Source organism: Gammaproteobacteria bacterium, from assembly GCA_028819075.1.
Taxonomy (GTDB): domain Bacteria; phylum Gemmatimonadota; class Gemmatimonadetes; order Longimicrobiales; family Gaopeijiaceae; genus BD2-11.
The window spans coordinates 1-22,859 of sequence record JAPPMM010000055.1; the positions used below are offsets into that span (position 1 = coordinate 1).

The window sequence follows — 22,859 nt, forward strand, 5'->3', positions numbered from 1 at the left end:
ATCATCGGTGAATTGTGAGGCTGTCGGGAGGGGGCGTCCATTCCATCACATCTCCTCGCCCGGCAGCGTCGGCTCGCACTCGAAGGAGTCGAGGATGTACCGGAGCTGCAGCATGTACTCGTACTTGTCCCTGCCCGGAGCATAGAGCCAGGAATCGATAAGGTACAGTCGATCCTGAGCGGGACACGCCTTCCGGCGCGTCAGGAACGGACCCGCCGCCGGCCACGCGCCCGGGGCGCTCTCCCAGATGCCGTGGATCTCGTACGCCGCGTCATCGACGGCCAGGCCCGGCTCGACGTCCTCCGTCACCAGTTGCTCGTCCGCGTAGTATTCGCGCGACAGCGACAGTCGCCAATCGAGCATGTCGCCATCCGTCGGCGTCTCGGCGATCGGCGAACGCCACGTGACCGCGACTTCGCGAATGAGTTCCGACGGATCGGGATTGTCGTTGCGAAAGATGAAGATCGAATCCTCGCGGCTCCATCGATAGATGACCGGCAGCTCCAGCGCAAAGCCGCCCGTGGTCCGCAGCGTGTCCGCGAGCAGCGAGTCGAGCCCGGAGACGAACATGCGTGCGTGGACATAGTCGCGGTACTGCCCGTCAAAGAGCGCGAGCAGATCGTCCACATGCGCCTCCGTCTCGTCCGGTCCGCCGCCCGGCGACAGCAGGAGCACCGTCACCAACTGTCCGATCGCCCACACGTCGTACAACTGGAAGATCTCCGGCGGGTTCGGCGATTCGGGGCCCGGTCCGGCCTCCAGGGCCTCCGCGATCCAGGGATCCTCTGCGCTTCCGATCAGCAGCACCTGCCTGAACTCCCGCAGCAGTCCCCAGTCGGATGCGAGGGGGTCCTGGTGCGTGATCCTGAAGGTGCGCTCGTCGCGAACGGTGAAGATGGTGGGCTGAAGACCGTCGGTGATCGCATCGCCCGACGCCTCCCAGAGTTCGGCCGACGCGCCGACGATGATGCTGTTGACCTCACCCCACGCGACGGTTTTGTCGCATCCCGGCAGGGCAAAAGCGCACAGGCTGAGGACGACCAACCGGTATCGCCGCATCGCTACATCCTCGCGCCCGTCCGGGTCATCGTCGCATCTCGGCGTCCCGACCGCTTCATCGCCGCATCTCGGCGCCCGACCGCCTCATCGCTACATCGCCGCGACCGGCACCTCGGCCTCGCATGCGAAGGAGTCGAGGATGTACTCGAGCTGCAGCATGTACTCGTACTTGTCCTTGCCGGGCGCGTAGAGCCACGAGTCGAGCAGGTACACGCGGTCCTGGCCGGGACACGCCTTCGTCCGCGTCAGGAACGGTCCCGCGGCGGGCCAGGCGCCCGGGGGGCTCTCCCAGATGCCTCGAAGCTCGTAGGCATCGTCGCTCAGGTCGCGCCCCGGCGCGAGTTCCTCCGTCACCACCTGCTCGTCCGTGTAGTATGCCCGCGTCAACGACAGGCGCCAGTCCAGAATGGCCGAGTCCGCCAGCGGGCCGGCGACCGGCGTGCGCCACGTCACCGCGATTTCCCGAATGAGTTCGGCGGGATCGGGATTGTCGTTTCGGAATATGAAGACCGAATCCTGATAGTCCCATCGATAGACGCGGGGCAGATCGAGTGCGAAGCCTCCCACGGCACGCAGCGTGTCCGCCAGCAGGGAGTCGCGACCCGATACGAACATGCGCGTGCGCGCATAGGTGCGGTACTGCCCGTCGAAGAGCGCGAGCAGCTCGCCCACGTGCGCCTCCACCTCGGCCGCCCCGCCGCCGGGCGGAAGCAGGAGGGCGGTCACCAACTGGCCCCGCGCCCAGACGTCGATCAACTGGATGACGCCGGGCACGCCGAACCGCTCCGTATTCGTGACGTCGCTCTCCTCCATCGCCTCGGCGATCCACGGGTCCTCCAGCGTCCCGATCAGCAGCACCTGCTTGAACTCGCGCAGGATCTCCCAGTCGGCCGCCAGGGGGTCCTGGTAGGTGATCTTGAAGGTGCGCTCGTCGCGCACCGTGAAGATGGTGGGCTCGAGCCCGGTCGTGACCGTCTCTCCCACCTCGTCCCAGAGTTCCATGGATGTGCCCACGATGATGCTGTTCACATCGCCGTACGCGCCGGTTTTGTCGCAGCCCGCGAGGGCGAGAACGCACGCGCCCAGCATCGCCAGGCCAGATAGACGCATCATGCCAGCTCACTCCGGATCATGTGGGGGTCTCCTCGCTACGATCGGGACGCTGCAAATTCTACGCCGCGGCGGCAAGGGCGGGCAAACCGTCGTCGTCGTCCGCCTGCGAATGACGGACTCCCCGTTAATCGCATTTGTCGTATCGACCGCGCGACGTGGAGTGCGTAGGTTTCTGCTCGCATGAGTGAAACCTCGCCTCGATCAAGAACCTCCCTGGTCGCCCTGCTCCTCGGGGCGGCCCTCTGGGTCGTTTCGTGCGAGAGCCCGCTGGCGCCCGAACTGTGCGGGCCCCTCCCCGATCAGACGATCACGGTGGGTGGCACGGTCGATGTCGCCCTGTGCTTCCGCGACCCCAACGGAGATGCGCTCGATTTCGACGCGTTCATTTCCGATCCCGACATAGCCACCGTCCAGCTCCGGGGCAGCACGCTCACGATCACCGCGGTCTCTCCCGGCACTGCGGTCGTGACCGTGGTCGCGTCCGATCCGACTGGCCTGGAGGCGCGGCAGACCTTCCAGGTCATCGTCCCGGACCGGCCCCCGACGGCGGTGGGAACGATCGACGACCGGGAGCTGATGGTGGGCGACTCGGCGGTAATCGACGTCCGCGGACACTTCGCCGAGCCTGACGGCCAGCCGCTCCGGTACTCGGCCGCGGCATCCGACCCCAACCGTGTCGCGGTCTCGGTGGACGGCACGGCCGTAACGGTGGTGGCGGTGGCGAAGGGCACGGTGGTGGTGACGGTCACCGCGACAGACGCCGGCGGCCTGACGGCGACCCAGACCTTCGAGGTGACGGTGCCCAACCGGCCGCCGGTCGCGGTCGACTCGATCGCGGCCCGCGAAGTCATGGTCGATCATGCGCACACCCTGGACGTGTCACCCTTCTTCGCCGACCCGGACGACGACCCGCTGACCTACGCGGCGGCCGTGTCGGACGAGGCGGTGGTGGAAGCCACCGTGGACGCCAGCACGCTCACGCTGACGGGACTCGCCAAGGGCGAGGCGACGGTGACCGTCACGGCCACCGACGACGAAGGCCTCACGGCCGAGCAGAGCTTCACGGTCACCGTCCCCAACCGGCCGCCGGCCGCGACCGACACCATCCCGTCGCGGATGATCTACAAGACCGAAGCGGACACGCTCGATCTGGCGACCTACTTCGCCGACCCGGACGGCGACCCGCTGGCCTGGGCCGCCGAGACATCGCACACCGGCGTGGTCGCGCTGACCCTCGCCGCCGCCGGCACGCTGGCCATCACGCCCCTGGCCTCCGGCGAGACCCTGGTCACCGTGACCGCGACCGACCCGGACGGCCTGACGGCCTCCCAGAGCTTCACGGTCACCGTCCCCAACCGGCCGCCAGTCGCGACCGACACCATCCCGTCGCGGACGATCTACAAGAGCGAGGCCGACACGGTCGACCTGACGGACCATTTCACCGACCCCGACGGCGACCCGCTGACCTGGGCGGCCGCCGTGTCCAACGGGGACGTAGTCGCGCTCGAGGTTTCCTCCAGCGACGGCACACTGATCCTGACGCCCCTTTCCCAGGGCGAGGCCGTGGTTACCGTAACGGCGACCGACCCCGACGGCCTGTCGGCCTCCCAGAGCTTCACGGTCACCGTCCCCAACCGGCCGCCGGCCGCAACCGACCCCATTCCCGCGCAGACCCTCTACAAGCGCGAGACGGCGGCGCTCGACCTCGTCCGCCACTTCAACGACCCCGACGGCGACGCGCTGCAGGTCGAGATCGCGTCGAGCAACAGCCTGGTGGCCACGGCGACCGCCAGCGGCACCACGCTCACCGTGCGGGCCGGGGTCACGGGCGAAGCCACCCTGACCGTGACCGTCATCGACCCCGGCGGCCTGTCGGCCCGCCAGAGCTTCACGGTAACCGTGCTCAACCGCGCGCCGACGGCGACCACCCCGATCCCCGCGCAGACGCTCGCCCGCGGACCGTCCCGGAGGCTGGACATGGGGGCCCACTTCGACGACCCCGACGGCGACGCGCTCCACTACGCCGCATCGTCGTCCGACCCCTGGGTCGTGCGGGTCCGCATCGACGGGAGCGACCTCGTCCTCACCGCATGGTCGGCCGGCACGGCCACGCTCACCATCACCGCCACCGACCCCGACGGCCTCTCGGCCACTCAGTCCGCCGAGGTGACGGTCCCCGCGCCACCGCCGGAACCGGACCCCGGATTCGAGATCCAACTCGGCTTCGGATCCGGCGTGAGCGCCGACGTGCGTTCGGCGATGCGTTCCGCCGCGGCGACCTGGGAGGCGATCCTCAGGGACAACGATTTTCCGGACGCCGCGGTCAACGACACCTTCTCCTGCAGAATCGACGAGACGGAATTCGAGGTGGAGCTCGGATACGTGGACGATCTGGTGATCGCCGTTGGCGCGGCAACCGGGGAAGCGGGCGGCGTGGTGGCCCAGGCAAGCCTGTGCGCGATACGCGTTGCCGACGAGACCCCGGCGTTGGGCGTGATCCTGTTCGACAACACCGACGCGGGCCGGCTGGCTCAGGCGGGCAATCTGGTTGAGGTGGCAATGCACGAGATCGCCCATGTCCTGGGGATAGGCGTGGGTCCGAAATGGCACTCCCTGCTTGCGAATCCATCGGATGCGCTTCCCGACGCCGACACCCATTTCCCCGGATCCCGGGCCGTTACGGCGTTCAACGCCGCCGGTGGCGCCGGCTACACCGGTGGCAAGGTGCCGGTCCAGAACGGGGGCGACGACGCGCACTGGCGGGAATCGGTCATGGGCTCGGAGAACATGACGCCGGCCCTGACGGTGGGAGAGGCGAATCCAGTGAGCGCGATCACCATCCGGGCGCTGGCGGACCTGGGCTACCACGTCAACGCCCGTCTCGCCCAGCCGTACAGCGTATCCCCGGCCGCCGCCGCTGCGGTCGCTGAAGACGCCCCGGCCATCGATCTCCGCAACGATGTCTACCGGGGACCGATCGCCGAGATCGACGGCGAAGGCAACATCATCCGCACCAGGAGACCCACATGATCTCCGACTCCACCCGCTTCCAGAACCGTTTCCTGCTCGTGCTGGCGCTCGGGATCTCGCTCCTCTTCCTTCTGATGATCCGGCAGTTCCTGGTCGCCATCCTGCTGGCCGCCGTCTTCAGCGCCATGACCCGGCCGCTCTACCTGCGGCTGGCCGCGGGCATGAGGGGGCGCGAGCGGGCCGCCGCGGTCACCACCCTCCTGCTCGTGCTGGTCATCCTGGTGGCGCCCGCCATCGCCTTCCTGGGGCTGGTCGTCTCGCAGGCCGTGGACGTCTCGCAGGCGGCGGCCACCTGGGTGCGCGGGAACATGGACCTGGTCGAGTCCATCGAGGCCCGCCTGCTCGAGATTCCCCTCGTGGGCGACTTCCTGCCCGACCGCGAGCGCATTGTCAGCCTCGCGGGCCAGTTGGCGCAGAGCGCGGGCGGCGTGCTGGTCGACAGCCTGACCGCCGCCACCCTGGGCACCACCAACTTCCTTTTCCAGCTCTTCATCATGCTGTACGCGATGTACTTCTTCCTCACCAGCGGCCCGGCCATCCTCGATCGCATCCTTCACCTCATTCCCCTTCCGTCGGCGGACGAGCAGAGGCTCCTCGACCGCTTCGTCTCGGTCACGCGCGCCACGATCAAGGGGTCGCTCGTGATCGGGGTCCTGCAGGGCGGCCTCGCCGGCCTCAGCTTCGCCGTGTTCGGCGTCCCCGGAGCCGCCTTCTGGGCCACGGTCATGGCGGTCCTGTCCATCGTGCCCGCGCTCGGGACGGCGCTTGTGTGGGTCCCGGCGGTCGTCTGGCTGCTCGCCACCGGCCAGATCGCGGCGGGCATCTCGATCGGCCTCTGGTGCGGGCTCGTGGTGGGCACCGTCGACAACTTCCTCCGCCCGCGCCTGGTCGGCCGCGACGCCAGGCTCCCCGACCTGCTGATCCTGCTCAGCACCTTCGGCGGAATCGTGTTCTTCGGGGCGGTCGGCTTCATCCTCGGGCCCATTGTAGCCGCGCTCTTCGTGACCGTCTGGGAGATCTTCGCGGAGGCCTACCGCGACGTGCTGCCGGAGGTTCGCCCGCGGGATGAGAAGGTCGCCGAAACGCCTCCGCCGGACCTTCCTCCGGAGGACGATTCCGTGCATATTTGACCAGCATGACACAAGCGAATCGCTCCGGGCTCAGCGGCCCGATCCCGCGCCGCGCCAGACCTCTGGCCGCCGTCTCCGTATCCCTTCTCGCGCTGTCCCTTTCTGCCGCCTGCGCGCCCGGCGCCGGGAGCAGTCCGGACGCCGAATTCCAGGGCGAGCCCCTCCCCATCGTCATCGAGCGCCCCGATTTCACGCTCACCGACACCGAGGGCCGTCCCTACTCGTTTCTGGAGGAGACGCGCGGCCGCGTGGCACTGCTCTTCTTCGGCTACACCTGGTGCCCCGACGTCTGCCCCATCCACATGGCCAATATCGGCCAGGCAATGAAGAGCATCCCCACCGAAGACCGGCACCGCGTGGAGGTGGTTTTCGTGTCGACCGATCCCGCCCGCGACACCCCCGAGCGCATCCGCGAGTGGCTCGACGTCTTCGACCGCTCGTTCGTCGGGCTGCGCGGCACCCTCGAGGAAGTAAACCGCATCCAGAACCAGGTCCTCCTTCCCGCGTCACTGCTCGACGAGCCCGACGAGGACGGCAATTACCTGGTCGGGCACGCAGCTTCGGTGCTGGCCTTCTCCGCGGATGGGCCGGCGCGGCTGCGCTATCCCTTCGGGACGCGCCAGGCGGCGTGGGCCCACGACCTCCCCAGGCTCATGGAACAGTCGGGCTCCGGCCCATAGCTACATGAACCCGTCCCTTCGCCGGTGCCTCGTGGTCCTTCTCGCCGCCGCGGCCTGCGACACCCCCGAGCCCCGGTGGGTTTCCACCAGCGGGGACGGAGTCCTGGAGGTCTCAGAGGCGTTCGCCAGCGAGTCGGTCACCGGCGAGACGTCGGCGGTCTACTTCGCCCTCCGCAACCGCGGGCCGCTGGATGATACCCTGGAGGCCATCGTGGTCGAAGGGGCCGGGTCGGCCCGGATCCACGAGTCCGGGGAGCGGGACGGCATCCGCGTCATGGCCCCGCTCTCCGCGCTGCCGCTCCCGGCGCGCCAGGTCACCCGCCTCGTGCCAGGGGGCACGCACGTCATGCTGCTCGACCTCGCCCGGCGCCCGGTGGCCGGCGATTCGCTCAGAGGCATACTGCGCTTCCGCAGCGGGCGGGAGATCTCGTTGCGCGCGGAGGTGCACGGACTGACGGAACTCGAGGATATCGTCGACGAAAGCACCCGGCGCACCGCAGGTTAGATCGGGGCTCCGGGCTCGGCTCTCTCCGAATCCAGTCCGGCTCATCCCCCGTATTCCTTGGACATGACTCCGGGTAGCGTTACCCTGTCCCGTGCTGATAACGTTTCCGTGCCGCAGATGTCGATGCGACACATGCACTGGAGGAGCACCATGACCCGAGTGAGTCCCTGGGTTAAATACGCGGCGTTTTGCCTGGCCGCCGCGCTGGGACCTGCCGTGGCTGCCGGCCAGGAGCTGCCTTCCGAAGTCCGCATAGACCTCTACATGGTGCGAGCGGAGCGCCACATCCAGAATCAGGACTGGCCGGCCGCCCTGGAAGCCCTGGACGTCGTCGTGCTGCTGCAGGCCGACGCAGGCATGGAGACCCCGGCGGAGCTCTGGTTCACGCACGCAAGGGCGGCTCTGGGAGCCGGATTCCCCGATGCGGCCATCACATCCGCGACCCGCTACCTGCAAGAGGTGGGTCGGGGGGGTGAAAACTACGATTCGGCGCTGGTGCTTCTGGACGAGGCGATGAACCGCGCCCAGGGCGATCCCGCCCCTGTGGTGCCGAGGGCGCAGCAACCGGTTCCCGCGCCCGCTCCGGCACCCCCTGCCGCTCCGCCGCCAGCCGCCACTCCGCCGCCAGCCGCAACTCCGCCGCCAGCCGCAACTCCTCCACCCGCCGCAACTCCGCCGCCAGCCGCCGCTCCGGCCCCCCCCGCTGCTCCTGCGCCCGCCGTTCAGCCTGCCGGGGCCACGGGCGGGCTTACCGTGCTCTTCCCCCTGATCGCGATGAACGCATCGACCATGGCCTTCACGAGCAGCGGCCCGGCGAGCATCGGTGCGTCGCAGATCATCGGCGTGGGCGGCGGGTTCGGCGTCGCGTTCCCGGTCAGCGGCCGGTACGGCGTCCAGATCGGCGCCCAATTCGCGCAAAAAGGGGCCAGAAGGACGCAGCGAGCGGGTGACGTTGCCGTCAACGCCGACGTCACCTTCGAAAACCTCGACTTCACGGCGCTCGCGCGCATCTCGGCGGCGACGGTGGCGAATCTTCCGGTGTACGCGCTCGTCGGCCCCTACGCGTCCTTCGAGCTGGGTTGCCGCTTCGTGCTGGACGCCAGCGTCGGCGCCGAGGGCTTCACCGCCGGCGGCGATTGCCGGACCGCAAACCTCGACACCCAGTCGATCGACTTCGGGGTCTCGGGGGGGTTGGGCATCGAGATGGGCACGAGCGGAACCCGCATCACTGCCGGGCTCCTGTACAACTACGGAATTCAGGACATCGACAAGGTCGTGGGCGAGTCGGCCAGGCACCGGGTCCTCAACATTCATGTCGGGGTTGCCAGGACGTTCTGAGCGGGCGTTCCTGACGCGATTCGCAAGGGCGCCCGGCTGACGTGCAATGGTGGTGCTTTTCCCAGAGCACGGCCTGGAGCTGGGAGTGGCAGGCCTATCCGGGGGTATGGTTGTTCGTGGCCGCCATGGCCGCCGGCTACGCACGCTGGAGCGGAGTTGGGCTGCGAGACCGGCGCGCGCGCTGCTTCTACGCCGGCGTGCTCCTGCTCTGGGCCGCCTTCGACTGGCCGCTCGGTCCGCTGGGGGCTTCGTACCTGGCGAGCGCGCACATGGCCCAGTTCCTGCTGGTAGGGCTGATCGCGCCGGCGCTCCTGCTACTGGGGTTGCCGGCCCGTTTCTTCGACCGCATCGGCGAGCGCCCGCGCGTGCTCGCCTTCCTCTCCGACCTCACGCACCCGCTCGCGGCGTTCATGATCTACAACGTGATGATGACCGTCACCCACTGGCCGGGCGTCGTCGACACGCTCATGGCCACCCAGCCGGGGATGTTCGCGCTCGACATGGCGTGGCTCCTGGCCGGCCTGGTATTCTGGTGGCCGGTCCTCTGCCCGGTCCCGGACCGCAGCGGCTTCCATCCGCTGGCCAAGGTCGCGTACCTTGGCATCAACGGCATCCTCATCCGCCCGCCGTTCGCGATGATGGTGTTCTCGGAGTTCCCCATCTACGCCACCTATGAGCTCGCGCCCCCGATTCCCGGCACCACGGCGCTCGGGGATCAGCAGATGGCGGGCGCGGTGATGAAGGTGGGGCAGGGGTGGATCATGGGCATCGCGCTGGGGATCATCTTCTACCGCTGGTGGCTTGAGACGAGGCACGCCCGCAAGGTGAGGACCACGGCATGAGCGATTCCCACCTCCCGTTCCTGGGCGCCGCCCTGGCCAATCCCTACAAGGCCGCCCTCGTGATCGACGACTCGACATGCCGCTACCGCGATCTGCTCTCCGTGTCCGAGCGGGTGGCGCACTACCTCCTGCGCGGGCGCACCGACCTCAAGGAGGCCCGCATCGTGCTGCTGGCGCCCCCGGGCTTCCCGTACGTCGCCGCGCATTGGGGGATCTGGCGCGCGGGGGGCGTGGTGGTTCCGCTGGCGCTGGCGCATCCGACCCCGGAGCTGACCACGCTCATCGCGGACGCCGACCCCGAGCTGGTGCTCCTGCACCCCGAGACGAAGAAGAGGGCGATGCCGGCGGCGGAGGCGTGCGGCGTTCCCTGGGCCAACGTCGTGGATGCCCTCAGGAGCCCGCCCGGCACGCGCCTGCCGTCGCTGTTCGCGCCCCTGCCCAACCCGCCTCCCCTCCCGGCCATCGCCGAATCGCGCATGGCGCACATCATCTACACCAGCGGCACCACCGGGCAGCCCAAGGGCGTGGTGACCACGCATGCCGCCACCCGGCACCAGGTGGAGAGCATCACCCGCGCCTGGGAGATCACTCGCAACGACCGGGTCCTGCACGCCCTCCCCCTGCACCACGTGCACGGCATCGTCAACGCCTTGCTGTGCCCGCTCTGGCAGGGCGCCACGGTCGAGCTCCTCCCGCGCTTCGACCCCGATATGATCTGGGACCGCTTCGCGCGCCTGCGCGTGACCATCTTCATGGGCGTGCCCACCATGTACGTGCGCCTGATGCAGGCGTGGAAGCGCCTGCCCTACCAGCGCGGCGAAGTGGTCGGCTGGTCCGCCGGCGACCTGCGCCTCACGATCTCGGGATCGGCCGCGCTCCCCGCCGCGGCCCACCGTAGCTGGCGGAAGATCACCGGGCAGGGCATCCTCGAACGCTACGGCCTGAGCGAGACCGGCATGGTGCTCACCGGCCCCGTGAAGGGCCCCCGAGTCGAGGGACACGTCGGCTATCCCTTTCCGTCCGTGCAGGTGCGCCTGCGGGGCGACGGGGGCGAGGAGGCCGCCGCTGGAGAGGAGGGCTGCATCGAGGTGCGCGGACCGGGCCTGTTCCGCGAATACTGGCGCCGCCCCGAAGAGACCGCCGCAGCCTTCCGCGACGGCTGGTTCGACACCGGCGACCGCGCCGTCCGGAACGGGCCGGGCGGCTACCGCATCCTCGGACGCGAGAGCGTCGACATCATCAAGACCGGGGGCGAGAAGGTCTCGGCGCTCGAGGTCGAGGACGTGCTGCTGCAGCACCACCGCGTCAGCGACTGCGCGGTGGTGGGCGTCCCCCACGCCCACTGGGGCGAGCAGGTGTCCGCTGCGGTCGTTGTGACTGACGGCACCCACCTGCCCATGTCGCGGCTGCGCGCCTGGGTCAAGGACTTCGTTGCGGGCTACAAGGCGCCCCGGCGTTTCCTGGTGGTCGATGAACTGCCCCGGAACTCCATGGGCAAGGTGCTCAAGGACCAGGTGCGCGACTTCTTCCTCCAGGCGCCATGATCGACTCGCTGCGCGAATACTGGCCGGTCCACGCCCTGCTCGCCGTCTACACCCTCCTGCTGGCCTATCACGCCTGGGAGGGAAACCGGGGCACGAAGCGGCTGGCCGACTACTACGTGGGCGGGCGCAACATGGGGGCGGTCACCATCGCCCTGTCGTTCTTCGCCACCTACTCGAGCACCAACAGCTTCGTGGGCTTCTCGGGGCAGTCGTGGTCGTGGGGCGCCCCATGGCTCCTGATGGCGCCCCTCATCGTCATCTTCTCGACGTCCGCGTGGATCTGGGTGGCGCCGCGCCTGCGCGACTTCACCGCCGCGCTCGACTCGCTCACCATCCCCGATTTCGTGGGCTTCCGCTTCGAGAGCCCTCCGGCCCGCGTGCTCGCGGCCATCATCATCATCTTCGCGTCGTTCTTCTACATGACGGCGGTCTTCAAGGGCATCGGCAACCTGCTCGAGACCTTCCTCGAGATCCCGTACCGCACCGCCATCCTCATCGTCTTCGTGATCGTGATGCTCTACACCGTCATCGGCGGCTTCATCTCGGTGGTGAAGACCGACGCGGTGCAGGGGGTGGTGATGGTCTTCGCGGCCGTGCTCCTCTTCCACGGCACCACGCGCGCCGCGGGCGGGGTGGGCTCCATCTTCGAGATGGCCGACGCCCCCGACACCGCGCACCTGTTCACATGGAACGGGGGCGAGGCCTTCCCGCTGGTGCTGGGGGTGATGGTGGCCGCCACCATCAAGTTCATCGTCGAGCCGCGCCAGCTCTCGCGCTTCTACGCGCTCAGGAGCGCCCGCGAGGTGCGCACCGGGGTCTGGATCTCGACGCTGATCTTCGCCGCGGTGTACACGATGCTGGTCCCGATCGGGATGTACGCGCGCAACATCCTCTCCGGCGGCATGGACGACACCGACCTGGTGGTGCCCGGGCTGCTCACCGAGCCCGGCGTCTTCGCTCCGGGGGTGGGTGCCTTCCTGCTGGTGGCGATGGTCGCCGCCGCCATGTCGTCGCTCGACAGCGTGCTGCTGGTGATGGCCTCGACCACGGACCGCGACATCTTCGGGACAAGGCGCGGCAAGCGCGACGAGCGCTCGGCCATGCGCCGCACCCGCTGGTACGTGGCCGTCTTCGCCGCCATCACCGCCGTCATCTCCCTCAACCCGCCCGACGGCGTGGTGGGCCTGACCGCCTTCTCGGGCGCCATGTACGCCGCCTGCTTCTTCCCGGCGGTGATCCTCGGGCTGCACTGGCGGCGCGGCAACGGCGCCTCGGCGGTCGCTTCCTTCGTGGTGGGCCTCGGTGTGCTCGTGATCTGGCGGCTCACCCCGCTGGGCGATGTGCTGCACGAGGTCTTCCCGGCCCTCGCCCTGTCACTCGCGGCCTACGTGCTGGTGGCCGTGCGCACCAGCCCGCCGACCGCGCCCCACCGGGTGGAGGTGCTGTTCAAGCAGGTGGAGCGGCGGGCACGCAGGCGCGCGCGGCGCTGAGGAGGGGGATTCGACCTACGCACGCGCGCGCGGTTGTACTTTCCAGTGCGAAAACCGGGTCTCAGCCCTTTCGATCTGCGGCCCAGGGCCTTAAGCTACTGGCTCGTTGACCCAGGCGGCGCACACGCGCGGAGGAGGAGAAAAACGCCCCGGAGCATCGGAAATCCGGCGCTTTCACGGATTTCCAAAACCCCCAGCCACAGGAACCGATCTCGTAATCTCCTGTCAGCCAACAACTTACGAACTCGTCGTTTTGGCATCAGCCTTGCATATCAGGCACACTGCCAAACTCATGTTCCTCAGGAAACCCACAACCGACTCGCTTTGGCTTAAAGCCCTGATTCGTTCAACCTTCACAAGGGACGGTATCATGAACTGACTCAAACTCCTCGCCACGGCAACGCTGGTGGCGCTGGCCTTCACCGCCTGCGACGAGGGCACTCCACCGCCGGTGGAGCCCCCCCCGCCGCCGACTCCCGTGGGAACCATCTCCGGGTCGGTGACGATTGAAGGCACGGCCGCCGCCGGCATCACCGCCACCCTTTCCTCCGGTGCCACCCAGACGACCGGGGCGGGAGGCAACTTCGCCTTCGCGGGTGTCGAAGCCGGGACCTACACGGTCACCATCAGCGGCTTCCCCGAGGACGCGACGTTCGCCCAGGTGACGCAGTCCGCGACCATCGCGAGCGATGGTCAGAACGTGCAACTCAACTTCGCCGGTGAGTATATCCGCTCCTCGGCGGTGGTCGGCAGCGTGGTCGCGGCCGACGCCATGATGAGCGGCGGCGACGGCCAGCCCGAAACGCTGGCCGGCGTGACGGTCACGCTCGGCGGCGAGCACGCCATGGGCGAGATCATGGAGACCGGCATGGACGGCGGCTTCGCCTTCACCGGGCTCCGGGCCGGGACCTACACGGTCACGATCAGCGACTTCCCGGAGGATGTCTCCTTCGAGACGGTGAGCGTCGAGGTCGAGGTCGAGGTAGGCGAGGTCGGCCAGGCCGACTTCACGGGCCATTATATCCGCACTTCGGCGGTCGAGGGCCAGGTGGTCATCGAGGGCGAGGGCCTTGCCGGCGTTACGGTGACGCTGATCGGCGGACCGGCCGACGAGAACTTCACCATGATGACCGATGCCGACGGCATGTACCGGTTCGAGGACCTGCGCCCCGGCGACTACACGGTCAGCATCTCCGACTTCGACACCCGCGACTACGAGTTCGCCGCCACGTCGCAGGACGTGAGCGTGGATCTCGACGAGACGGGAACGGTGTCGTTCACGGGCGTCCTGCTCCGCACCTCCGGCATCAGCGGCCGGGTGAGCGTCGAGGGCATGGGCCTCGGCGACATCGCGGTCACGCTGTCGGGCGCGGCCGACGCGAGCACGACCACCGACGCGGGCGGCCAGTACGCCTTCGCGGGTCTGGCGGCGGGCGACTACACGGTCTCGATCGCGGTCGAGAGCGACGCCTACGTGTTCGAGTCGATGAGCATGGACAGGGCGGTCGGCGACGACGAGTCGGCGATCGTGAACTTCGAGGGCGCGCATGCGCGCACCGCCAGCGTTGGCGGTCAGCTGTTCCTCGACGAGCTGGACAAGAACAACATGATGGATGCGGGCGAGCACCCGTTGCCGGCAGCTGGTGTTCCGGTGGCGCTGGTGGGCCCGGGGGTCAATGACCAGCGGCTGAGCGCGACGGGCCCGGATGGCTCGTTCGGTTTCTCGGATCTGCGCGCCGGCTCCTACCAGCTGGTTGTGCCGATCGACGCTACGGCCGCAGCCGCGCTCGCGGCCGCTGATGTCGCGTACGGCGGACCGGGGACGGGCTACGCCTTCGCTCTCGGAGTCGGCGAGGCCAAGTCGCAGGCCATTCCGTTCGACATCACGCACACGACGGTCAACTTCTCGGTGTCGCTGAAGAGCGGTGACGAGATGGGTGACGCGCTTCCCGGCGCCACGGTCACGCTCTACGGAACGGGTGACGCCAACGTCGGCAGCGGCATGACCGGCGACGACGGCTCGGTGGCGATCAAGGTCGCGCGAGACCGCACCAGCGGGAACATGGTCAACGCGGGCGTCTCTGCGGACGGCTACGATGTGGCCGACGGCATGACGGCTGTATCGTGGGATCCGCAGATGTTTGCGACTGCGGGCGCGAACGAGAACGACATCGTCAACCTGAACGTCGACGTGAGCATCAGCGGCGCGACGGTCATGACCGACTACGGTGGCGGCGAAGCGCTCGCCGGCTGGGAGATCGCCGTCATGATGGGCGATGCCGCGGTCGCCGGCGCGCCGACGATGCTGGGCGACGACGGCAGCGTGCCCTTCACGACCACCGTTGATTCGGTCCCGGCAAGCTTCACGTTCTCGGTCGCCGACAACCAGGACGACGATCTGGACGGCGGCGAGATGTACGAGGCGTCCGGCGGCGGATACACGCACAAGGGCCTCTCGGTGGCAGGCACCGTGGACGCCGATCCGATCGTGGTGAGCTACACGACGCAGACGCTGAAGGTCTACGTGCATCACGAGCAGGACCAGGTGATGGGCTACACGGGCAACGTCCTGGGCGGCGACAGAAGGATGGAGGACGAGCTGGTCGATATCGAGATCCGCCAGGTGAGCGGGAACGACGGCAGGCTCACCCGTCCCATCTCGCGCGACGACTGGGACGCCAGGGAGAACACGACCCACGACACGGGCGAATACACCTTCGCCCACCTGCCGGCGAACATGGACATCGTCGTTCGGGCGAACGCCAAGGACGGCTACAAGCTGCTGGATCTCGACCGGCTCGATACCTACCGCAACATGGAAGAGAACGGCGTGATGGGCGGTGCGTTCGGCGACATGGGCGGTTGGGGGCACACGGTGACGCTCTGTCCGCTGACCGAGGTCGAGCCCACGGGCCAAGACTTCGGCAAGTGCAGTTCGTTCGCCGTCGTCACCACGCACAATGTAAAGGCGAACGTGTCGAAGCAGGCAGTCCAGAAGCGGGGCACCACGTTCCGTGTGAACCACCACACCATCACGCGTCAATCGGGGATCGAAGTCAGCCTGACGCCGATCGAGGGCAAGAATCTTGCGGGTGACGGACGGTCCTTCACGACCGCGTCGAGCAACGACCCGACGACGGCGATCGACGAGCGCCGGGACCACAACTTCGGCACGATGGCTGCCGGCAGCTACGAACTCGGTCTTCCGGACGGATGGATGGGGATGGCGGGCGACATGAAGGCGGACGACGCGCTCAATCCGCTTGCAAGCGACCTCGACATCAAGGTCACGCCGTCGACCGCTACCCTCTACGGCTTCGTTCGGAGCACGGACGGCTTCGGCCTCGAGAATGTGACCGTGAGCGTGAACGGCGAATCGGCCACGACCGACAACCTGGGTCGCTTCATCGTGTCCGGCATCACCAACAACATGGAAGAGGATCAGCTCTTCGTGAATACCGCGAGGGCTGGATATCCAGAGACCAAGCCGGATTCAACCAACAACCCCAAGTACGACCCCACGCACAGCAGCTACGACGCCAACAGCACCCCCGTCCCGGGGTTCGCAGCGAACACGGTGGAGCGATACGACTTCACCCTCTATGGCTCGAACAACACCGTCACGATCAGCGGCACGGTCACGGAAAGCGGCACCGGCGCAGGGGTCAAGGGCGTGGAGATCCTGGTGGACAATGCTGACCCGCTCAACGCGACGGGATCAGGAGCCTCGAGGAAACTCGTGACGGATGACAACGGCGCCTACACGGCGGTTGTCCAAGCCCAGCCATTTGAGGACCCACTCGTCAACGTGAGTGCGAAACTGTCCGGCTGGCACTTCCTGCCCGAGAGCTTCCCCGTTCCCGCCATCGCCGGGTCGAGCGGGACCGCCAACTTCGAAGGCCGCAGGGCCGCCGTGATTACCGGCATGGTCACTGCTCCGGGTGGCGGACCCATGGCCGACGTAAGGGTCACGGCGTGGGACCACGCGACCAGCAGGACAAGCGCAGATTCCATTCATGCCGTGGTAACCACGGGGACCGGGACCTTCAGCGTCCAGGTGCCCACCCTTAGCGGCACCGTCTGGCTCGACGCCAAGCCTCGGGACATCACTCACAGTGATGTCGGCGCTACTTATTCGAGGCTGATGGACGCGCAGAGGTACGTCTGGTTCGATGCTCCGGATACCAGAGCCGGTGGTGCGATCGCCGTCATCCCCGGCCAGCCGTTGATGTTCGGCACGTTCACCGGAAACAGCGTCCAGCCTCGAGTCACAGCCAAGCGGTTGATGGCAAGAGAGACGACCGGGACGGTCGCAGGCGGAGACTTCGTGTTCAGAGGCGACTATACGGCCGATGTCGAAGTGACGTGGGAATACGAAGCGGCTAGTACTACCACCGGTGAAGTGTTCTCCGTGGCCGTCGACGCCACGCCCATCATCGAAACCAGGGTCGGAACCGCCGCCTTTAGCGTGTCCGGTGCCAGCGCGGCCAGCGCCGTAGATGCGACTCTGAAGTCGGGGACCACCAAGACCTACACGCGGAAGGACACGATTTCGATCAGCACCGCTGGCAGCGATCACTACGGTGAGTTCGACGTTCAGGTCAGCCACCCCGCGGGAGATGGAAGCGACGGTACCGCTTTCACCGACCCGCCCGCCTCCGACGCTACGGTTGACGCAGTGGACACGAATGTCCGCAGTGTCTCGGCGGAACGTGATGGCGATGACCCCAAAGCTTCTTGGACGGCAACGGCTAGCCCGGGGTTGACTCAGCGAATCGTCCTGCTGGTCGAAGTCGCCACCACAGGCGAAAGAGAATGGCTCATCGTTCCGGCCGATCCCGCTGGGGACGCCTCCCATGGCGTCATCACGAGGGAGGATGACAGAACGAGCGACTGGGGCGATTGGACCTGGGAGTTGGACATCTCCGCAACTCTTGGCTCCCCGTGGACGCATGTCGACATCTCCACTAGCACCTTCGTCGTCACCGAAGCCATGCTGAAGAAACCGCTCATGCTTCGCGTCGAATCTCAGGCGGACGGCGGCGATTGGGTGATACAGGAGTCCGCCGCGAAGTCCATTCCGTAACCATGATGACATGACTTCAACCCCATCGGCCTGACTGATGGCAGCAGCAACCCCCCGTCCGGTTCGCCGGGCGGGGGGTCGCTCCGTATTCGGCAATGACGACAACAACCCGGTCCCGGTCGGTCCGCCGAACGATACCCGAGCCCGTCGTGGAGCCGGGGCCGAATCATCCTGCGGGCATGGAACGAGAGGGCGACGGCGCCCCGAACGAGCGCACGCGGATTCGCCTCCCGTTGTTGGCGATCTGCGCGGTCGCTGCGTGGCTGTCGGGGTGCGGCGACGACGCAACGCGCCCTCCGCCTGGGACGCCCCGGGTGGCCAGCGTGACGGTCACGCCCGCGGCCGCGTCGCTCACGGCGCCGGACGCGACCGTGCAACTGAATGCGCGGGTGCTCGACGACAACGGGCGGGCGATGTCCGGGGTGGTGGTAATCTGGACGAGCGTGCGCCCCGAGGTTGCGACGGTGGGAGGGTCGGGGCTGGTGGCGGCGGCGGGCAACGGGACGACCACGGTCGCGGCGACGGTCGGCGCGGTGGCGGGCACGGCGACGGTGACGGTGGCGGTGGAGAGTGGGGACCGGGCGGCGCTGGCCGCGCTCCACGCGGCGACGGACGGACCGAACTGGGCCGACGACGAGAACTGGCTGGGCGACAGGCCGCTGCGGGAGTGGCGCGGCGTGGAGACGGACGCGTTCGGCCGGGTCGTCCGCCTGGACCTCGGCGGCCGCCAGGACGGGGAGACCGGGGAGTGGGTGTCGCACGGTCTGCGGGGCCCGATCCCGCCGGAACTGGGGAGTCTCGCCGGCCTGACGTCACTGAACCTCCGCGCCAACGCGCTGGCCGGTCCGATCCCGCCGGAACTGGGGAATCTCGCCGGTCTGGAGGAGCTGTGGCTCGACGGCAACGCGCTCGCGGGTCCGATTCCGACGGAGCTGGGGAACCTCTCGGACCTCACGTTGCTGAGCCTGAGCGGCAACGCGCTGGCGGGTCCGGTCCCGGCGGAGCTGGGCGCCCTCGCCGGCTTGGAGGGGTTGTGGCTCGACGGCAACGCGCTGGCGGGTCCGATTCCGCCAGAACTGGGGCGTCTCGCGCACCTCAGGGGACTGTCCCTGAGCGGCAACGCGCTGGCGGGTCCGGTCCCGGCGGAGCTGGGCCGTCTCATCCGCGTGGAGTTCCTCCACCTCGACGCCAACGCGCTGGCGGGCGCGCTCCCGCGGAGTCTCCTGCGGATCGGCGGGCTGGTGCGGTTCCGTTTCGAGCGGAACGCGGGTCTCTGCGCGCCGGGCACGCCAGAGTTCATGGCCTGGCTGGACGGGATCGGGCAGACCGGGGGAGGCCCGTTCTGCAACGAGACGGACCGGGCCGCGCTGGGCGCGCTGCACGCGGCGGCGGGCGGCGAGAGCTGGACCGACTCGGAGGGCTGGCTGGTCGGCACGGCGCTCGCGGGCTGGCACGGGGTCGAGACCGACTCTCTGGGCCGCGTCGCGACCCTCGACCTGGCCGGCAACGGGCTCGCCGGACGGCTCCCGGCGGGTCTGGGCGACCTGGCGGCGATGACGTCACTGCGCGTCGGCGACAACGCGCTGTCCGGGCGGCTGTCGCGCACCCTGCTCGACCTGGCGCTGGACGAGCTGGACTACGCCGGCACGGAGCTGTGCGCGCCGGCGGACGAGGCGTTCCGGACGTGGCTGGACGCCATCACCGTGCTGCGGGGCACCGGGGTGGAGTGCGCGCCCGCCACGGACCGGGAGATCCTGGAGATGCTCCACGACGCGACGCGCGGGCGCCACTGGATCGACTCGAGGAACTGGCTCACCGACGCGCCGCTCGGAGAGTGGCGCGGGGTCGAGGTGGACGAGCGCGGACGGGTAGTCGAACTGCGGCTTTGGGACAACGGCCTGACAGGCCGGCTGCTGCCCGAGCTCGGCGATCTGGCACACTTGGAGTACCTGCGCTTGAGCGACAACGTGCTCACGGGCGCGATTCCGCCCGAACTCGGCACACATCTTCCAGCGTAATCCATAAAGGTATACCAAGTAGTCCATAACACGTTATTGGACAACGTGTTCTGTAGTATCCCCGGCGCTCTACCGTCCCTTGTGGTCCATCGCCATCCGGTGTATTCTTCTCGGTGTAGTGCTGCAATGAGTGATACACCACAAGGAAGGAAGCACCATGACGAAGCGACCGAGAACGCTGAGCGCCGCGTTCGTACGAACGGTCAACCGGCCCGGTGTCTACGGCGACGGGCGGGGCGGGCGCGGGCTGAGCCTTCGGGTTCACCGGACACTGGATGGCCGGATCACCAAGACATGGCGGCAGCGCGTCAGGATCGAGGGGCGGCTCACCTCGATCGGACTCGGGCCGTATCCCGAGGTGACGCTCGCCGAGGCCCGGCAGAAGGCATTGGACAACAGCCGGGGCGTCCTCCTGGGCCAGGACCCGCGCGGCCGCGGCGTCCCGACGTTCGCCGAGGCCGCCGAGCGGACGATCAAGCTTCACCGCGAGGCGTGGAAGGCGGGGAGCCCGCTTCCCGAGCAGTGGGAGTCCACCTTCCGCCTCCATGCCGCCCCGCTCCTCGACAAGCGGGTGGACCGGATCGAGAGCGCGGACGTGCTGCGCTGCCTCTCGCCGATCTGGAACTCGAAGCCCGCAGCGGCGCGGAAGGCCCAGCACCGGATCACCGCCGTCTTCCGCTGGTGCATCGGTCGAAACTACCGGGCGGACAACCCGGTGGACCGGGCGGTCGTTGCGCTGCCGAAGGCGAACGGCCACACGACAACCCACCACCGCGCGCTCCCGCACGAAGAGGTCGCCGCCGCGCTCCGAGCGGTTCGCGGGACCACCGACACGCACCCTTCGGCGGCTCCGTGCGTCGAACTGATCGTCCTCACCGCCGTTCGTCCCGGCGAAGCGCGGGGCGCGCTCTGGGACGAGATCGACATGGACGCGGCGACGTGGACGATACCGGCATCCCGGATGAAGGCGGGCCGCGAGTTCACGGTCCCACTCAGCACCGCCGCGCTCGATGTTCTGGAGCGGGCGCGCAAGCTGTCGGGCGAATCGCCGCTGGTGTTTCCGTCGCGGACCGGCGGACCGCTGCCGCCGAAAGCGCCGCTCAGGGTGCTCAAGCGGGCCGGGGTCGCCTCGACGCTGCACGGATTCCGGTCGAGTGCCCGGTCATGGATGGCCGAGTCGGGAGTCCCGGCCGAGGTCGCCGAGGCTTGCTTGGCGCATATGCCGCGGAGCCAAGTCGTTCAGGCCTATCAGCGCTCCGACTTGCTGGAGCGCCGCGCCGAGGTTCTCCAAGCGTGGTGCGACTACGTCACGCAGCGATAGGCCGCCGCCGGGCCTGCCGCAGCATCCGCTGACAGCGCGGAGGCAATTTCAGGGCTTTCTCGAAGTGTTTCGAGAGTAACCTACGGGCCGTCAGGTTGAGAATTGGCGCGAATCAAGGCAGGGAATCGTCTAACTAACTACTTGCAGGGCCGCACGATCCGCGCTTCCTGCCATTGGATCGCCTCTACTCCTGTCGTCCAGAAACAGCGAGGAACTCGCCTCAAGCTCGCTACGTTCCCCGCCCTTGAAGGTAGTTAGGCGTTAGCGAGCAGGAACGGGCAGCCTCCAACTCGCTGCCCGCTTGACGACATACGCGCCACATTTCGAAGCGAGGAGCAGGAACAGGATGGGGAACACGATGCACTTCACAAGCAACGAAATCATCAAGTACGTCAAACGCACCGGAAGATCAGAAGCCCACGTTGGTAAATTGGCCAGCATTTCGCGGGCCTCTCGGATCCTGGCTGTCAAAGTAGCCCAGAGCGACGCGCAGGGCCTTCCGGTCTCCTCAATGCACTCGAGTTCGCGCTCGGCTTCTACGATCGCTCGGTCGATATCGTCGATTTCATCATCGAGACGATCCCTCTCCGGGCGGAGGGAGTCCGCCTCGGGGGGACACCTCAAACGCAGTACTCGACATACAAAAGGAAGCTTGTCGAATTCTTCATTCACTTGTGCGAGTTGCCCCTCAACATCCGCTTTCTCTTCTCGAAGACCAGCGACCTGATCGCGCACGCCGTCAGCCAGGGCTTCACCGTTGATCGAACCCGAAACGCTCAGGATTTCGAGGGGTCCGCTCATTTCGGACACGGCTTCCTGATCCTGGGCCAGTTGCTCCTGGAGCAACGCTTGGCTTGCGAAATGGCTGCTTGCGACAAAAGCGGGCACGAGAAACCGGAGTATACCCGCGACGGCAAAGCATCTGATGGGCGCTGTCCGAAAGCTGTCCAGCACGGCCGACGGAACGCCGATGGTGGACGTCAGGGGCAGAAAGGCGAGAAGCGCCAGCAAGCCGGACGCCAGGAACACCCATTTGACAAGGCGACTTGACGCGAAGTCGAGCAGTATGCGCTGCACGAACAACGATCCGATGGACCACGCGAGCGCGGTGGACGCCCGTTCCGCGGCGTCGTTTATCGGATCGAGCAACTGGCCGATCTGAACGGACCCAATTGCTGCTACACCCAGCTCTGAGGTTTGCAGGACCGAGACGCCCATGTTCAGGGCTCTCACTGTCCCATATACGAGGATGGCCTCTCGTGTTGCTTCCTTGGCGTGGCGGTCGGCGGGCTTGTCCAATAGTTCGAGAAAGGACAGCGTCGAAAGCCCCAACACCACCATCGCGAAGAGCCCGACTCGGTAACGGGCCGGTGTTTGGCCGGATTCGGTCATCGTGATTCAACTCTTGGGCTGGTGCGTGGGCGTCGACGTGGTAGGTTTGTCGTCGTGCATGTCCTCACCGCCGGGGTCCAAGTAGAGAAGCTCGGCCGTTCGGGTCTTGCGGGTGCCGGTCGCCATTATTGACGAGGAGCTTGCGGCGTCCATGCCGAATCTCGGCGGACAGCGCCTCCAGGCACTCGATCTGGTAGTTCCGGTCGATGGCGACGACGGTCGAGAGGTCGCGGTGGATCGTGCGCGCCGCGATCCGCCGCTCCAAGTCGTCCTGAGAATAGAAGGGAGATTATGGCGAATCGTAACCAAAC

The 22,859-nt window shown here is 67.7% G+C and carries 15 protein-coding genes; 11 read left to right on the plus strand and 4 right to left on the minus strand.

Annotated elements, in window-relative coordinates:
- Window positions 1-45 precede the first annotated feature (45 nt).
- Both OXU32_15450 and OXU32_15455 read right to left on the minus strand, forming a co-directional pair.
- Complete coding sequence (locus OXU32_15450; GenBank protein MDE0075350.1) at window positions 46-1,059, minus strand: DUF4837 family protein; 1,014 nt, start codon at window positions 1,057-1,059, stop codon at window positions 46-48.
- Between the two features lie 90 nt (window positions 1,060-1,149).
- Window positions 1,150-2,172 (minus strand): DUF4837 family protein, encoded by a 1,023-nt coding sequence (locus OXU32_15455; GenBank protein ID MDE0075351.1) that lies wholly within the window; start codon window positions 2,170-2,172, stop codon window positions 1,150-1,152.
- A gap of 180 nt (window positions 2,173-2,352) precedes the next feature.
- Here OXU32_15455 and OXU32_15460 point away from each other — a divergent pair, with 180 nt between their 5' ends.
- From OXU32_15460 to OXU32_15510, 11 genes are all read left to right on the plus strand, one after another.
- Window positions 2,353-5,202 (plus strand): Ig-like domain-containing protein, encoded by a 2,850-nt coding sequence (locus OXU32_15460; protein MDE0075352.1) that lies wholly within the window; start codon window positions 2,353-2,355, stop codon window positions 5,200-5,202.
- Complete coding sequence (locus tag OXU32_15465) at window positions 5,199-6,332, plus strand: AI-2E family transporter (GenBank protein ID MDE0075353.1); 1,134 nt, start codon at window positions 5,199-5,201, stop codon at window positions 6,330-6,332. Before OXU32_15460 ends, OXU32_15465 begins: the two co-directional genes overlap by 4 nt.
- Window positions 6,333-6,337: 5 nt before the next feature.
- Window positions 6,338-7,012, plus strand: coding sequence for an SCO family protein (locus tag OXU32_15470; protein MDE0075354.1), 675 nt, complete (start codon window positions 6,338-6,340; stop codon window positions 7,010-7,012).
- Window positions 7,013-7,016: 4 nt separating this feature from the next.
- Window positions 7,017-7,517, plus strand: a complete 501-nt coding sequence (locus tag OXU32_15475; protein ID MDE0075355.1) for a copper chaperone PCu(A)C — start codon at window positions 7,017-7,019, stop codon at window positions 7,515-7,517.
- A gap of 150 nt (window positions 7,518-7,667) precedes the next feature.
- Window positions 7,668-8,855, plus strand: coding sequence for an outer membrane beta-barrel protein (locus tag OXU32_15480; GenBank protein MDE0075356.1), 1,188 nt, complete (start codon window positions 7,668-7,670; stop codon window positions 8,853-8,855).
- A 41-nt stretch (window positions 8,856-8,896) separates the two neighbouring features.
- On the plus strand, window positions 8,897-9,697 hold the full coding sequence (locus OXU32_15485) for a cytochrome c oxidase assembly protein (GenBank protein ID MDE0075357.1): 801 nt from the start codon (window positions 8,897-8,899) through the stop codon (window positions 9,695-9,697).
- Window positions 9,694-11,241 (plus strand): acyl-CoA synthetase, encoded by a 1,548-nt coding sequence (locus tag OXU32_15490; GenBank protein MDE0075358.1) that lies wholly within the window; start codon window positions 9,694-9,696, stop codon window positions 11,239-11,241. Before OXU32_15485 ends, OXU32_15490 begins: the two co-directional genes overlap by 4 nt.
- Complete coding sequence (locus OXU32_15495; GenBank protein ID MDE0075359.1) at window positions 11,238-12,731, plus strand: sodium/solute symporter; 1,494 nt, start codon at window positions 11,238-11,240, stop codon at window positions 12,729-12,731. Before OXU32_15490 ends, OXU32_15495 begins: the two co-directional genes overlap by 4 nt.
- Before the next feature lie 406 nt (window positions 12,732-13,137).
- A complete protein-coding gene (locus OXU32_15500) occupies window positions 13,138-17,817 on the plus strand; it encodes a carboxypeptidase-like regulatory domain-containing protein (GenBank protein ID MDE0075360.1) in 4,680 nt (1,559 codons plus the stop codon).
- 323 nt (window positions 17,818-18,140) lie between these two features.
- The gene (locus tag OXU32_15505; GenBank protein ID MDE0075361.1) at window positions 18,141-19,835 is read left to right on the plus strand and encodes an Ig-like domain-containing protein; all 1,695 of its coding nucleotides are present in this window, start codon (window positions 18,141-18,143) and stop codon (window positions 19,833-19,835) included.
- Window positions 19,836-19,992: 157 nt separating this feature from the next.
- Window positions 19,993-21,156 (plus strand): tyrosine-type recombinase/integrase, encoded by a 1,164-nt coding sequence (locus tag OXU32_15510; GenBank protein MDE0075362.1) that lies wholly within the window; start codon window positions 19,993-19,995, stop codon window positions 21,154-21,156.
- Window positions 21,157-21,417: 261 nt separating this feature from the next.
- Here the strand turns inward: OXU32_15510 and OXU32_15515 are convergent, their stop codons facing one another.
- Window positions 21,418-22,548 (minus strand): hypothetical protein, encoded by a 1,131-nt coding sequence (locus tag OXU32_15515; GenBank protein MDE0075363.1) that lies wholly within the window; start codon window positions 22,546-22,548, stop codon window positions 21,418-21,420.
- A gap of 64 nt (window positions 22,549-22,612) precedes the next feature.
- Window positions 22,613-22,813 carry a hypothetical protein gene (locus OXU32_15520; protein MDE0075364.1) on the minus strand — a complete coding sequence of 67 codons (201 nt, stop codon included), beginning with the start codon at window positions 22,811-22,813 and terminating at the stop codon, window positions 22,613-22,615.
- Window positions 22,814-22,859 lie beyond the last annotated feature (46 nt).